The sequence below is a fragment of the Ruegeria sp. CG3 genome (genome assembly GCF_056537205.1).
Window position 1 is genome coordinate 338441 of record NZ_JBQFRC010000002.1, and the last position, 14347, is coordinate 352787.

The window sequence follows — 14347 nt, forward strand, 5'->3', positions numbered from 1 at the left end:
CAAAGGCCGGTCAGCGCCGTCCTTCGCGCAGCCAGCCCGCCAGCAGGAAGCCACCCGCCAGCAGCAGCACCAGCCAGGGAGGCAACAGTCCGGCCTGGGTCACGTCACGGGTTTCATATGCCTCGCGCGGGGTCAGACCGATCCAGCCACGCCCGGCCGCAGGACGCCCGGCGCGCACGTTGCGGATTGCCGGCAGCCCGTCCTCGACCCGGATCACCCCGCCGCGCATCCCGGCCATGACCGGTTCAAGGATTTCGGCTGTTGCGATGGTGCGTTCGAATTCCCGCGGCGCCGCAGGGCCAAGGCCGATGACCGAGGACAGCTCACCTTCCTGCAGGCGATAAAGCCCAATTTCAGGGCCGAAATACTGCGCCTCGAACCGACCGGGGGACAATTCGCGCAAGGGCACTTCAAGCGTGTCGCCATTGGGTCGGGTGACCGTGACGGGGCCCACCTCTTCGTTCAGGGTCTGGCGGATGATGCGCATTGACTGCCCGTTGGCCTCGGCCCACAGCGCCTCTTCTTCAAGCTCGGGCTCTTTCATCATCCAGTGGGCAAGGCGGCGCAGCAATTCCAACTGCGGGCCACCGCCCTCGTAGCCACGGCTCCACAGCCAGGCGTGGTCCGAGGCCAGCAGCGCCACGCGCCCTTCCCCCACCCGGTCCAGCACCAACAGCGGGCGGTCGTCGACGCCGGTCATCAGCAACTCACCCGAGCGTTGTTTTACGTCGATCTGCCGCAGCCATGCGCCCCAGTCTCCCGTCTCACCCAGATCGGCGGTCACCGGATGACGCTGGCCCAGGTCTGTCACCGTGGGCACGTAGCGCTCTTCGATGACCCGGGCCGAGGGTTGCGCCGGCAGGATCGCAGACAGGGGCGAACGGAAGATGCTGTCGGCGGTGGCAAAGTCAGGCCCGGCCGCAATCAGCACAGCACCGCCGTCATTGATGTAGTTGGTCACGTTGTCCAGATAGATCGCCGGCAGAATGCCGCGCCGCTTGTAGCGGTCAAAGATGATCAGGTCGAAATCGTTGATCTTCTCCAGAAACAACTCGCGCGTGGGGAATGCGATCAGCGACAGTTCGTCCACCGGAACCCCGTCCTGTTTCTCGGGTGGGCGCAGGATGGTGAAATGCACCAGATCGACCGAGCTGTCGGATTTCAGCAGATTGCGCCAGGTTCGTCCGCCCGGATGCGGCTCGCCCGAGACCAACAGAACCCGAAGCCGGTCGCGCACGCCGTTCATCTGGATCAAGGCGGTGTTGTTGCGGTCGGTCAGTTCGCCATCGGCCTGTGGCACAGTGAACTGGATGACGTTGCGCCCGCCATGGGGCAAGGTCACCGGCAGTTCGACATCCACACCGATCGGGATGCTGAACTGCTGCGGCTCGCCCCCGTCCACCGCAATCTCGAGCGGGGCGGACGCCGGACCGGCGGGCACCGCGCCACTGTCCTCGACCCGCAAGGTCAGAGTGACGGGCTCATCGATGATGGCAAAGGCCGGCGCATTGCGCACGATCAGGCGGCGGTCCCAGTCCTGCGCGCGACCGGTCTGCAACAGGTGCATCGGCGCAGGCAGGTCGGGGGCCTGATCGACGTCATGCACGATGCCGTCAGACAGGACCAGAATTCCGGCGATCCGGGCGCGCGGTTCCTCGGCCAGCGCGGCATTCAGCGCCGCCATCACCTGGGTGCCTTCGTCCCCGTCGCCGTCGCCCACGGTGATGCGGCGCAGTTCGGTGTTGTCGCGGGCCTCGATCTCGGCGGCCAGGGCCTCGGCGGTCTGCGCGGTCTGTTCGGCGCGGTCCGACAGGGTTTGGCTGGCGCTTTCATCCTCGATCATCAACACAATGTCGGTCAGCGGGGCGCGGTCCTCGATCTGGTAGACAGGGCCGGACAAAGCCGCCAGCAGCACCAGCGCCGCCAGTCCGCGCAACGCCCAACCCGACAGCCCGCGCCATAGCGCCAGAACCGTCGCGGCCAAAGCGATCGAACCGATGACCACCAGCACGGGCCACGGGATCAGCGGGTCAAAGATGACGGAACCGGTCATTGGCCCAACCTGTCAAGCAGAGCAGGCACGTGCACCTGATCGGATTTGTAGTTCCCGGTCAGCACGTGCATGACCAGGTTGACGCCGAACCGGTTGGCCAGCTCGCGCTGGCGTTCTCCGGCATAGCCGCGCCCGACCGGCAGCAGCGCCTGCCCGTTCCCGTCGATTGCCCAGGCCCCGGCCCAGTCGTTGCCACCGATCACCACCGGGGTGACGTTGTCGTTGAGGTTGCGGAAGGGCATACCTTCGATCTGTTCGGCGTCCAGCGGCGCGGCCTCGACCCAGACCTCGGTTCCGGCAAAGCGACCGGGGAAATCCTGCAACAGGTAGAACGCACGGGTCAGGACGTGATCGCGCGGAACAGGCTCCAACGCAGGGATATTCAGCGGAGCAGCCAGTTGCTGCAGCTTGCGGCCATTGGGGCTCGAGGCGCCAAACCCGGCGATGTTGGCGTCCCGCGTGTCAAACAGGATCATCCCGCCCGACCGCAGATATCCATTCAGCTTGGCATAAGCTTCGGCCGAAGGCTGGGGCTGATCCGGTGTGATCGGCCAGTAGAGCAGCGGGAAGAAGGCCAGTTCATCACGTTCGAGGTCCACGCCCATAGGCTCGGCCGGTTCGACGGACGTGCGATAAAACAGAGTTTGCGACAGGCCGCGCAGCCCGGCATGGGCGACGTCGTCAATCTGGGCATTGCCGGTCAGTACATGGGCCAGCACCAATTCCTTGGTTGCCTGCAGCGCGAATTCGGTCTCCTCGGGCGTCTGCGCCTGCGCTTGCGGTGCGATCAGAAGCGCGCCAAGTGCGACCGCCGCCGCCCGCGCCAGCCCCAGACGCCCCGACAGCGCCAGCGAGGCCACGACGTCAGCCGTCAGCAGGATCAGGGCCAGGCTCAGCAGCAGGCCCCCGATAGGAGTTTCGGCGCTGACCTCCTGCCCCTTGATGGGAACATCCGCAGGCCAGCTGATCGGGCGCAGCGTGCTATCCTCGTTCAACACGTTCAGGGCCAGCTTCTGCTTGCCGCTTTCATACAGACCCGGGCGCAGGTCGGGCCCCAGGGCGCCGGACACCAGCGCCGGGCCATCGACACCGGCCAGATTGCCCGCATCAGACAGGGTTCCGAACCCGTCCATCACCTGAATCGGCTCCCACGTGGTGCCTTGCAGCTGTTCGACCTGCCGCGTCTTGGCGGCCGAGGCCACGGCCAGCCGGTCCAGCATTTCGACGAACAGGCCCGACAGCGGCAGAGTCGACCATTCGGCATCGGCGGTGACGTGGAACAGCACCACCTGACCCAGGCCCAGTGGCTTGCGCGTCACCAGCGGGGTGCCATCCGACAGCGCGGCGATCACCCGGTCGGCCAGGTTCGGGTCGGGCTGCGCCATCACCTGGGTGCTGACGGTCACGTCGTCTGGAATGCGCAACCCGTAAAAGGGCGAGCCTTCCTGGAAAGGCGCCAGCCCCTTGGCTTCGCCCCAACTCATCGCGCCGCCGACCGAGCGGCCACCGCTGCGCAGCCGCACCGGCAGCAACGTGTCTTCGGCATCGCGGCCCAGATCGCTGCCTGCCATGTGCGGACCGGCAAAGCGCAGCAACAGCCCGCCCTGTTCGACCCATTCGACCAAACCGGCCTGTTCGCTGGGGGTCAGCTTGGCCACATCGGCCAGCACGATCACATCCGGGTTGGCGGGCAGAACCTCGGTCAGCCCGCCCTCGACGAAATCGGCGGTGGGGATCAGCACCTGCGTCAGGTAGTGCAGCGGCGACAACAGCTCCAGCCCCTCGCGATTGACGGTTCCGGCGATCAGGGCGACCTCGCGCCGGCGCAGGCTGTCATCGGTCAGCGACACCGCCCCGGCCGACCGCTGGCCCTGCAGCTCGAACCGAGTGATGCGGGCGCGCAGTTCGGACGGCAACGCCAGATCGGCCTGCGCCTGGGTCGCGCCGCTGTCAAAGCTGACCTCGACCGATTGCAGCAGGCGCATCACGCCCGCAGGGTCGCGCCCCTGCGCATTGATGGTGACGGTCTGCGCCGGACCGGGTGTGGCGCGCACCGCGGTCAGCCGGATCGCCCCGTCCTGATAGGTGGCCGGCCGCAGCGCCAGGATCGGCGCCGCCGCGCGATAGACCGTGACCGCGCCCCGCGCCTGAAGTGCAGACAGCAGGGTTTCACGGCCCGGATAGTCCAGCTTGTCGGTGAACCAGTGCGTGTCGAACCCGCCCTCGACCGCCGACAGGTCGGCCAGCGCCTGTTCGATCTGCGCCGCGTCCGGCTGCCACGGCTGCGGAACCAGCCCGGGCAGGCGGTTGCGCCAGGCTTCGGCGGCCTGGAAAACCGGCGGTTCCGGCTCGGTCAGTCGCAGGATCGACACCGGGCGCCCGGCCCGCCCGGCTTCGGTCAGCTGCGCGTCGATCTGCTCCAGCGTGGCGGGCCAGCGCGTGGCCCCGGCCCAGCTGGCATCCAGCACCAGCAGCAGCGGCCCCGATCCGGTTTGGTCGCGCGACGGGTTCAGCACCGGGCCGGCCAGACCAATGATGATCGCCGCCGCCGCCAGCATCCGCAGCAGCAGCAGCCACCACGGGGTGCGGTCGGATACACTCTCGTCGTCCTTCAGGCCCAGCAAGAGGGTCACCGCCGGGAACAGCCGGCGGATCGGCGCGGGCGGCACGGCGCGCAGGATCAGCCACAGGATCGGCAGGGTCAGAAGACCCAGCAGCACCCATGGTGCGGTAAAGCCGATGCCCGCCAGAACCGTCATCGCGCCCCTCCGTCCAGCGCACGATAGAGCCACAACAGGGCCGCCTGCGCGCTGTCGCTCGTATGGTGCAGGCCCAGCTGCCAGCCGGTGACGCGGCACAGGCGGGTCAGGTCATCCTTTCGCCGCGCCAGCCGCGCCAGATAGCGCTCGCGCAGGTCGCCGGCCTTCAGTGTCTCGTGCCGGACCGTGCCGCCGACGCTTTCGAAGATGGTGCGCCCACGATAGGGGAAGTTCTCCTCGCCCGGGTCCAGGACCTGCAGCAGCACACCGCGCACGCCGCGATCGGCGGCCTTGGTCAGGGCCAGTTCGACCTCGTCCAGCGGGCCGAGGAAGTCAGAGATGAACACGGCACGGGCATGGGGAATCATGGCGCGGTGCTCGGGCGGGGCATAATCGGCCTCGGTATCTTCGGACAGGGCCTGCGCCAGCCGGATGATCTGGGCGTTGCCGCGCCGGGGCGGCAGGGTGGTTCCAGTCAGGCCCACACGCTCGCCCCCGCGCACCAGCAGGATCGCCGTGGCCAGCCCCAGAAGGCGGGCGCGGTCGGCCTTGGTCGGCAGCGACTTGTCGGACGCAAAGCGCATCGAGGCGCCCTGATCGACCCACAGCATGATCGACTGGGCGATCTGCCATTCGCGTTCGCGCACATATTGCTGATCGCCGCGGGCCGAGCGCCGATGGTCGATCATCCGCCGGCTGTCGCCAATCTGCGCCGGCCGGTATTGCCAGAAATCATCGCCCAACCCCGAACGCCGCCGGCCGTGATCGCCCAGCAGCACGGTTCCGGCCAGATGTTCGGCCCGCGCCAACAGCGGCGGCAGCCGGGACGCCTCGGCCTCGGATCTTTCGCGAAGGGTGCGGGCCGCGTTCACGCCGCCGCCTCGGCCCGGACAAGCCCGGCCGCGGTGGTTTCGATCAGGTCGGCCAGGCTGTCACCGCGCGCCCGCGCGGCAAAGTTCAGCGCCATCCGGTGGCTGAGCACCGGGCGCGCCATGTCCAGCACGTCTTCGGCATTGGGGGCCAGCCGGCCCTGCAGCATCGCCCGCGCCCGCACCGTCATCATCAGCGCTTGCGCCGCGCGCGGACCCGGGCCCCAGGCGACGGTCTCGGACACACGCTCGGACACGCCGGGTTCTTCAGGGCGGAACGCGCGCACCAGATCCAGGATCAGTTCGACCACCGACTCGCCCACCGGCATCCGGCGCAACAGAACCTGCGCGGCCAGCAATTCTTCCTTGGTGAAGATCTGGTGCGCCTCCTCCTCGGCCACGCCGGTGGTGGCCAGCAGGATGTCACGCTCGGTCTGACGGTCGGGATAGTTCACGTCGATCTGCACCAGGAAACGGTCCAACTGGGCCTCGGGCAGCGGATAGGTGCCCTCCTGTTCGATCGGGTTCTGGGTGGCAAGCACATGGAACGGCACGCCCAGCGCGCGATCCTCGCCCGCGACGGTCACCGTGCGTTCCTGCATCGCCTGCAGCAGCGCCGACTGGGTGCGCGGGCTGGCGCGGTTGATCTCGTCCGCCATCAAGAGTTCACAGAAGATCGGGCCGGGAATGAATCGGAAATGTCGGCTGCCATCCTCGGCGGTGTCCAGAACCTCAGACCCCAGAATGTCGGCCGGCATCAGGTCAGGGGTGAACTGGATGCGGTTGCCATGAAGGCCCATGACCGTCGACAGGGTTTCGACCAGCCGCGTCTTGCCGAGGCCCGGCAGCCCGATCAGCAGGGCATGACCGCCACACAGCAGCGCTGTCAGCGTCAGGTCGACGACCCTCTCCTGCCCGATGAAGCGGCGGGTGATCGAGGATTTGGCCTGTTGCAGTTTCTCTTCCAGCGCTTCGATCTCGGAGACGAGGTCGGCAGGTTCGGTCATGACTTTCCCTTCCGTGGACTTATTATGGTTGAAGTGTATCGCGCTGAGAGGAAATGGCAAAAACAATGAGCGGACAAAATCCTGTGAAACCGTCCCCTGAGGGTCTGGCGGCCTCGGTCAAGGCGGCCAAACCGCGGGGTCTGCCCCCTGTCGACAGCTGGAATCCTCCGTTCTGCGGCGATCTGGACATGCGCATCGCGCGCGATGGCACCTGGTATTACCTAGGGTCGCCCATCACCCGGTTCGAGCTTGTGAAGCTTTTTTCCTCAATTCTTAAGAAAGAAGGGGACGCCTATTTTCTGGTCACCCCGGTCGAAAAGGTCGGCATCACGGTCGAAGACGCGCCGTTTGTGGCGGTCGATTTCGACCGGACCGGCGCGGACGCGGATCAGGTTCTGACCTTTACCACCCATGTCGGCGATACGGTGTCGGCGGGTCCGGATCACCCGATACGGGTGGCCATCGACCCGGAAACAAACGAACCCAGACCCTATATATTGGTGCGATCAAACCTCGAGGCGCGGATCGACCGCAAGAGTTTCTACCGCCTTGTGGACATTGCGACGGAACGCGCCGGGCAGGTCGGGGTCTGGTCCGGCGGGCAGTTCTTTGTCTTGGGTCGCGCCGAGGAAACGCCTTAGGCAACCCGTCTTGCGGGACGGTCTTGCGCAAGGACAACCGCCAGCGCCACGACTCCGGCGCCCAGCGCCCGGGTCCAGTTCCACTCCGAACCCAGAACCACCATGATGAGCATCACGTAGAACGGGGCCACATTGATGTGGAATGACGCCAGAGCAACACCCAGCCGGCCGATCGAAGCGATGAACAGGACCTGGCTGAGGCCGAGAGAGATCACGGCGTAGATCGCCAGCATTCCTGCCTGCTGCGGGTCGATCGGCGACGATGGCCAGACTTCGAACCCGAGGACGCTCGACAGATAGAACAGCGCGCCGGCCATGAACGTGCCGCCGATCAGCGTGATCGTGGTACGTCCGGTTTGGCTGAGGTCCGGGAAGTCCCGCGCGGTCGCCATGCTGGCCCAGCAGAACAGCGCGGTCGAGGCGATTGCGCAAAGCGCGCCCAGTCCCAGCTGGGCCGGCGCCACCGCGCTGGTTGCGATCAGGCCGCCTATGATCGAAACGGCAACCCCCAGCGCGAAGTTCCACCGCAATCTGCGCGTTCCCGCAGCCAGCTCGAGCAGTGTCGCAATCAAAGGCGCGCAGGAGGCGATGATGGCAACGGTTACGGGATCGGTCAGTTTCTGCGCCAGGATGATCAGGAACATGCCCAAGCCAAGTCCAAACCCGCCCACTCTCATCGCATGGGCCCAACGCGCCCGCAGCACCGCATCTGCGCCATCGATCCACAGCCAGATCGGGATCATCACGGCCACCGCCAGCATCAGCCGCGCAGCCAGCAAGGCAACTGGCGGCCAGGTCTGCAGCAGGATTTCGGCCGCCGGGAATCCGGCCGCCCAGGTCAGCATCGACGCCACCGCCAGCCCGTTTCCGGACAAGGCGGATTGCCGCGCACCGGGCACAGCGAAACTGGGCCCGCGAACGGGGTCCGGACTCATGGCCATCGGTTTCGATCCTTTTGTTGGTGCAGCGCTACGAAAATGATTCGCTGCAATACCCCGACCCTTCACATTCGGCCCGCGCCGGTCTGGCCGATTTTCGACATATTGTCGTTTTCAAACCCTTTCTCTGCGCGCCGCCCACGACTAAGGTCAGCACGCCATCGGACCGAGAGGACAATGCCCCGATTTGCCGCCAATATCTCGCTGCTCTTTGCCGAGCTGCCTTACCTCGACCGGTTCAAGGCGGCCGCGGATGCCGGGTTCAAGGCAGTCGAGATCCTGTTTCCCTATGACCTGGCGGCCAAGGAAACACGCCGCGCATTGATGACCAACGGTCTGGACTTGGTGCTGATCAACGCGCCGCCGCCCAACTATACCGGCGGCCAGCCGGGCTATGCGGCTGTTCCGGGGGGCGAAGGGCGGTTCCAGTCCGACATCCGCCGCGTCCTGCGCTATGCCGAGGCGCTGAAGCCCGGTTTGATCCACGTGATGGCGGGCTATGCCTCGGGGGCGGACGCACGGGACTGTTTTGTGCGCAATCTGCAATGGGCTGCGGATTTTGCGCCGCATCAACGGTTCACGATCGAACCGCTGAACCCGGTCTCGCAGCCCGGATACTTCCTCAACGACTATGATCTGGCCGCCGCTTGCCTGGACCGGATCGACCGTCCGAATGTGGGCCTGCAATTCGACAGCTTTCATGCCCGGATGATCCATGGCGATGCACAGGCCATCTGGGACAGATTCCGCGACCGGATCGTACATGTTCAGATCGGATCGGCCCCCGACCGGTCGGAACCTGGCCGGGACGAGACCGATTTCCCCGCGTTGTTCGCAGCGATCGACGACAGCGGCTATGATGGCTGGGTCAGCGCCGAATACACGCCCTCGACGCGGCGCACCGACGCCTCTCTGCACTGGATGCGATAGGCCTGTGCACCTGCGCACTGGAAATCACATCTTGGATATCGCATACGAAGCGGCAATTCAGTAGAGGAACAGCCGCATGATCCCCGCCCGCTTTGCCCCCGTCCTGTTCGGATTGATCCTGTCGGGGCTGATGTCCTGCATCGTGACCTGCATCGCAACGGTCAAAGAGATCGGGCTTGGCCCCGAGACCTTTGCCAGCTGGATGGGCGCGTGGAGCATCAGCTGGCCGGTGGCGTTTGCGGTGGTTCTGGTCATGGCCCCGCTGACCCGGCGGCTGGTCGCGCTGTTGGTCAGGCCCGAGGCCTGACCTGCCGCGAAGATGGCCCGCCGGGCCTGAAGAGCGGCACGGCGCTTGCCTAATGCGCCTCGGCCCAGTTGGCGCCTTTGCCCGCATCCACCGTCAGTTTCACGTCCAGCTTCACCGCCGGATCGGGCGCGTTTTCCATCACGTCGCGCGCAATCTCGATGGTCTTGTCCACCGCATCCTCGGCCACTTCGAACAGCAGTTCGTCGTGCACCTGCAGCAGCATCTTGGCCGGCAGCCCGTCGATCGCCTCGGGCATCCGCACCATCGCCCGCCGGATCACGTCCGCCGCCGTGCCCTGGATCGGCGCGTTGATCGCCGCCCGGCGGGCAAACCCCGCATGCGGCCCCTTGGCATTGATTTCTGTCGTGTGGATCTTGCGACCAAACAGGGTCTGCACATAGCCATGCTCTTTGGCAAAAGCGATGGTGTCATCCATGTAGCGCCGGATGCCCGGGAAGCGTTCGAAATAGCGGTCGATGAAGCCCTGCGCCTCGGCCCGTGGAATGCGCAGGTTGCGCGCCAGGCCAAAGCCCGAAATGCCGTAGATCACGCCGAAATTGATCGCTTTAGCCTTGCGACGGATCTCGGGCGTCATCTCGTCCAGCGGCACGTCAAACATTTCCGACGCGGTCATGGCGTGAATGTCCAGCCCGTCGGCAAAGGCCTGTTTCAAGGCCGGAATGTCGGCGATATGGGCCAGGATGCGCAGCTCGATCTGTGAATAGTCCAGCGACACCAGAACATTGCCCGGCTCGGCGATGAAGGCCTCGCGGATGCGGCGGCCTTCTTCGGTGCGCACCGGGATGTTCTGCAGGTTGGGGTCGGTCGAGGCCAGACGCCCCGTGTTCGCCCCGGTGATGGCATAGGACGTATGCACCCGTCCTGTGTCGGGGTTGATATGGGTCTGCAGTGCGTCGGTATAGGTCGATTTCAGCTTGGACAGTTGCCGCCAGTCCAGCACACGGCGCGGCAGTTCATGCTCGGTCGCCAGATCTTCCAGCACGTCGGCACCGGTCGAATACTTGCCGGTCTTGCCCTTCTTGCCGCCTTCCAGACCCATCTTTTCAAACAGGATCTCGCCCAGCTGCGCGGGCGAGCCGACGTTGAAGGTTTCTCCGGCCAGCTCGTGGATTTCAGCCTCTAAACCAGCCATTTTCTGTGCAAAGGCGTTCGACATTCGGCTCAGCACGTCACGGTCGACCTTGATGCCATGCATCTCCATCTCGGCCAGAACCGGCACCAGGGGGCGCTCGAGCGTTTCATAGACGGTGGTCACCTGAACCCGGTGCAGCTGCGGCTTGAACAGCTTCCACAGGCGCAGGGTGATGTCCGCATCCTCGGCGGCATAGGCGGTGGCCTCGTCGATCGGCACCTTGTCGAAGGTGATCGCCGATTTGCCCGAGCCCAGCAGCGGCTTGATCGGGATCGGCGTATGGCCCAGGTAGCGTTCGGACAGGGTGTCCATGCCATGCCCATGCTCGCCCGCATGCATGGCATAGGACATCAGCATCGTGTCGTCGATCGGGGCCACACCCACGCCATAGCGCGCAAATATCTTGGCGTCATATTTCATGTTCTGCCCGATCTTCAGGATCGACGGATCCTCCAGCACCGGCTTGAGCATCTCCAGCGCCTCATCCAGCGGCATCTGCCCCTCGGCCAGCGCGTCCGAGCCGAACAGGTCGTCGCTGGCCCCGTCGCGGTGGGTCAGCGGGATGTAACAGGCCTCGCCTGGCTCGATGCACAGCGAGATGCCGACCAGATCGGCGATCATTTCGTTCAGGCCCGTGGTCTCGGTGTCCACGGCCAGCCAGCCGCGCTCATAGGCCTGATCGATCCATTTCCGCAGCGCGGCCGCATCGCGCACGCATTCGTATTTGCTGGCATCGAACGGAATGTCCTCGGCCTGCGGCTCATCTGCCGCCGGCGCCGGAGTGTCCGCGATCACCGGCGGTTCGACGCCCAGCTTGTCGGCGATCCGCTTGGTCAGAGTGCGGAACTCCATCTCGGCCAGAAACTCCATCAGCTTGTCCGGATCGGGATCGCGCAGCTCCAGATCATCCAGCGTGAAGTCCAGCGGTGTCTCACAATCCAGCTGCACCAGCCTCTTCGACAACTCGATCTGGTCGCGCTTCTCGATCAGGGTTTCGCGGCGCTTGGGTTGCTTGATCTCCTCGGCGCGGTCCAGCAGCGTCTCCAGATCGCCGAACTCGTTGATCAGCAGCGCCGCCGTCTTGATCCCGATCCCCGGCGCACCCGGCACGTTGTCGACGCTGTCGCCGGCCAGCGCCTGCACATCCACCACGCGCTCGGGATAGACGCCGAATTTCTCGAACACCCCTTCGCGGTCGATGCGCTTGTTCTTCATGGCATCCAGCATCTCGACACCGTCGCCCACCAGCTGCATCAGGTCCTTGTCGGAACTGACGATGGTCACCCGCCCCCCGGCCTGGCGCGCCTGGCAGGCCAGCGTGGCGATGATGTCGTCGGCCTCGTACCCCTCCAGCTCTTTGCAGGCGATGTTGAAGGCCTCGGTCGCCTGCCGGGTCAGGGGGATCTGCGGGCGCAGGTCCTCGGGCATCGCCTCGCGGTTGGCCTTGTAGAGGTCGTACATGTCGTTACGGAAGGTGTGCGAGCCCTTGTCGAAGATCACTGCCAGATGGGTCGGCGCATCGGGGCCGTGGTCGCCATCCACGTACCGCTGCAGCATGTTGCAAAAGCCCGAAACGGCGCCAATCGGCAGCCCGTCCGATTTCCGCGTGAGCGGCGGAAGGGCGTGATAGGCGCGAAAGATGAAGGCCGATCCGTCGATCAGATGCAGATGGCAGCCTTTTCCGAATTTGCTCATGCGCGCTCTCCCTGTCGGTCAGGGACGGTTCTGCCACAGGGGCAGCCGGGTGACCAGTCAGGAACGCGCCCTAGCCGCCAAACAGGCCGCTGAAAACATCCGAGAAACTGTTCAGCAGCGACATGATGACCAGCGCGCCGAGAAACGCGAAAAACGCCATCGCGAAAAACTGGAACAGGATCGCACCCGTTCCGATGACCACACCGGCGATGGCCGGGCGGCGTTTTTCGTGCCGCAGGATGCCGACGACCGAGACGACGATCGCCAGCCCGCCCAGCATGGCGACGCCGATCTGCAGAAAGTCATCCAGATCGCGGGTGGGCGCGACCGGCGCGGGCTGCTCCATCCCCGCCGCGGCCCGCAGGGTCGATTTTCCCAACTCGGCGGCCAGTTCGCCCAGCGTCACGCCGGAGGATTGCTGCGGCGCAAACGGCCCTGCCCAGAACACGAACAAGGCTGCGAACAGGGCCAGTGCCGCAAGGCAAAAGCCAGCCCATCCAAAAACCGGATTGCCGGTATCAGCAGCAGTCATATCGGTCATCATTCGCACCCACGTTGGTCACACCAACGCACTAGGTGAAAATCGCGGCGAGATTTGGGCGGACCGCGGTTGGGCAGGCAATCAGTGTTGCTGTGCGTCCTTCAGAACATACTTGCAATCGCAATAGGGGCACTCGACCCAGCCCTGATCCTCGGGGATCTGCAACCAGACGCGCGGATGGCCCAGCGCGCCCTCGCCGCCATCACAGGCGACACGGCTTGTCTCGACGATCTTGGTTTCCGGAGCTTCGATTGTCACGGCGTGCGATCCTTCACTGGTTGTCGGCCTCGCGGGCATGCATTAGGTGCGTTTATGAGCGATCAAGAAACCGGGGGCAAGAGCCAGCAATGACCGATGCAGCGATCAGCCTTCGCGGCCTGCGCAAAACCTATCGCGGCGGCAAGGGCCAGCCCGAGAAACATGCGCTGAAGGGCATCGATCTGGAGATCCCGCGCGGATCGGTCTTTGGCCTGCTGGGGCCGAACGGGGCCGGCAAATCGACCCTGATCAACATTCTGGCGGGGCTGGTGATTAAGACCGCAGGCCAGGTGACGATCTGGGGCTATGACCAGGACCGCAACCCGCGCCAGGCCCGCGCCGCCATCGGGGTGATGCCTCAAGAGCTGAACCTCGATCCGTTCTTCACCCCCCGTGGCGCGCTCGAAGTGCAGGCGGGGCTTTATGGCGTGCCGAAATCGCAACGCCGCAGCGACGAGATCCTCGAAATGGTGGGCCTCAGCGACAAGGCCGAGGCCTATGCCCGCACGCTGTCGGGCGGGATGCGGCGGCGGCTGCTGCTGGCCAAGGCGCTGGTGCACCACCCGAAAATCCTGGTGCTGGACGAACCCACCGCCGGCGTGGACATCGAACTGCGCCAGATGCTGTGGGCCAATGTGCGCAAGCTGAACCAGCAGGGCATGACCATCATCCTGACGACCCACTATCTGGAAGAAGCGCAGGAGATGTGCGACGAGATCGCCATCATCAACCACGGCGAGAAGGTGGCGCAGGACAGCACCGCCAACCTGCTGGGCCGCATGGACGGCCGAACCATGGTCATCACCCCCGAGGCCGCCGTGACCGCCTTGCCCACCGCCCCCGGCGTTCAGGCCAGCCTGCGCGACGACGGCAGCCTGGCCCTGCACTACCGCAGCCCGGAAACCAGCGCCGAGCAGGTGCTCGAGGCGGTCCGTCAGGCCGGCATCCGCATCCGCGACGTACGCACCGAAGAGGCCGACCTCGAGGACGTTTTCCTCGCCCTGACCTCCTCACGCTCCGACGATGCCCCGGCCGACGATCAGGACCAGCCGCGCCGGGGCCTGCACCGGGTTAAGCTGTGACCATACCCCGTGCCACTTTGGCATGGTCAGATGAGGTTTTTTTCGAACATCATAAGTCCATTCGCCGTGCCGTCCTTGAGTGACGGCATTGCGAGCCAAGCGGTCATCCAGAAC

At 65.4% G+C, this 14347-nt stretch carries 12 protein-coding genes; 4 read left to right on the plus strand and 8 right to left on the minus strand.

Annotated elements, in window-relative coordinates; genetic code table 11:
* Nucleotides 1–10 precede the first annotated feature (10 nt).
* The 4 genes from ACR0NB_RS12250 to ACR0NB_RS12265 are packed head-to-tail and all read right to left on the minus strand — an operon-like array spanning nucleotide 11 to nucleotide 6688.
* On the minus strand, nucleotides 11–2053 hold the full coding sequence (locus ACR0NB_RS12250) for a DUF7408 domain-containing protein (protein ID WP_170341847.1): 2043 nt from the start codon (nucleotides 2051–2053) through the stop codon (nucleotides 11–13).
* Nucleotides 2050–4812 carry a DUF4159 domain-containing protein gene (locus tag ACR0NB_RS12255; protein WP_480775828.1) on the minus strand — a complete coding sequence of 921 codons (2763 nt, stop codon included), beginning with the start codon at nucleotides 4810–4812 and terminating at the stop codon, nucleotides 2050–2052. Before ACR0NB_RS12255 ends, ACR0NB_RS12250 begins: the two co-directional genes overlap by 4 nt.
* Nucleotides 4809–5684 carry a DUF58 domain-containing protein gene (locus ACR0NB_RS12260; protein ID WP_480775829.1) on the minus strand — a complete coding sequence of 292 codons (876 nt, stop codon included), beginning with the start codon at nucleotides 5682–5684 and terminating at the stop codon, nucleotides 4809–4811. The genes ACR0NB_RS12255 and ACR0NB_RS12260 overlap by 4 nt, the downstream gene beginning before the upstream one ends.
* Nucleotides 5681–6688, minus strand: a complete 1008-nt coding sequence (locus ACR0NB_RS12265) for an AAA family ATPase (protein WP_149774202.1) — start codon at nucleotides 6686–6688, stop codon at nucleotides 5681–5683. The genes ACR0NB_RS12260 and ACR0NB_RS12265 overlap by 4 nt, the downstream gene beginning before the upstream one ends.
* A 65-nt stretch (nucleotides 6689–6753) precedes the next feature.
* Between ACR0NB_RS12265 and ACR0NB_RS12270 the strand changes: the two genes are divergently transcribed.
* Nucleotides 6754–7329: a DUF1285 domain-containing protein gene (locus ACR0NB_RS12270; protein WP_480775830.1), complete on the plus strand. Its 576-nt coding sequence runs from the start codon at nucleotides 6754–6756 to the stop codon at nucleotides 7327–7329.
* Here the strand turns inward: ACR0NB_RS12270 and ACR0NB_RS12275 are convergent.
* Nucleotides 7326–8270: a DMT family transporter gene (locus ACR0NB_RS12275; RefSeq protein WP_170341836.1), complete on the minus strand. Its 945-nt coding sequence runs from the start codon at nucleotides 8268–8270 to the stop codon at nucleotides 7326–7328. The genes ACR0NB_RS12270 and ACR0NB_RS12275 overlap by 4 nt on opposite strands.
* A gap of 174 nt (nucleotides 8271–8444) precedes the next feature.
* Between ACR0NB_RS12275 and ACR0NB_RS12280 the strand changes: the two genes are divergently transcribed.
* Entirely contained in the window at nucleotides 8445–9197 is a 753-nt protein-coding gene (locus tag ACR0NB_RS12280) for a hydroxypyruvate isomerase family protein (protein ID WP_170360413.1), read from the plus strand.
* Nucleotides 9198–9273: 76 nt separating this feature from the next.
* On the plus strand, nucleotides 9274–9504 hold the full coding sequence (locus ACR0NB_RS12285) for a DUF2798 domain-containing protein (protein WP_170340948.1): 231 nt from the start codon (nucleotides 9274–9276) through the stop codon (nucleotides 9502–9504).
* A 49-nt stretch (nucleotides 9505–9553) separates the two neighbouring features.
* On the opposite strand, the gene polA is transcribed toward ACR0NB_RS12285, so the two are convergent.
* From polA to ACR0NB_RS12300, 3 genes are all read right to left on the minus strand, one after another.
* Entirely contained in the window at nucleotides 9554–12352 is a 2799-nt protein-coding gene (gene polA, locus ACR0NB_RS12290; RefSeq protein WP_480775831.1) for a DNA polymerase I, read from the minus strand.
* Between the two features lie 70 nt (nucleotides 12353–12422).
* On the minus strand, nucleotides 12423–12893 hold the full coding sequence (locus ACR0NB_RS12295) for a hypothetical protein (protein WP_170582395.1): 471 nt from the start codon (nucleotides 12891–12893) through the stop codon (nucleotides 12423–12425).
* Between the two features lie 81 nt (nucleotides 12894–12974).
* A complete protein-coding gene (locus ACR0NB_RS12300) occupies nucleotides 12975–13151 on the minus strand; it encodes a zinc-finger domain-containing protein (RefSeq protein WP_005980050.1) in 177 nt (58 codons plus the stop codon).
* 89 nt (nucleotides 13152–13240) lie between these two features.
* On the opposite strand from ACR0NB_RS12300, the gene ACR0NB_RS12305 reads away from it, so the two are divergent.
* Nucleotides 13241–14233: an ABC transporter ATP-binding protein gene (locus ACR0NB_RS12305; protein WP_480775832.1), complete on the plus strand. Its 993-nt coding sequence runs from the start codon at nucleotides 13241–13243 to the stop codon at nucleotides 14231–14233.
* Nucleotides 14234–14347: the final 114 nt, after the last annotated feature.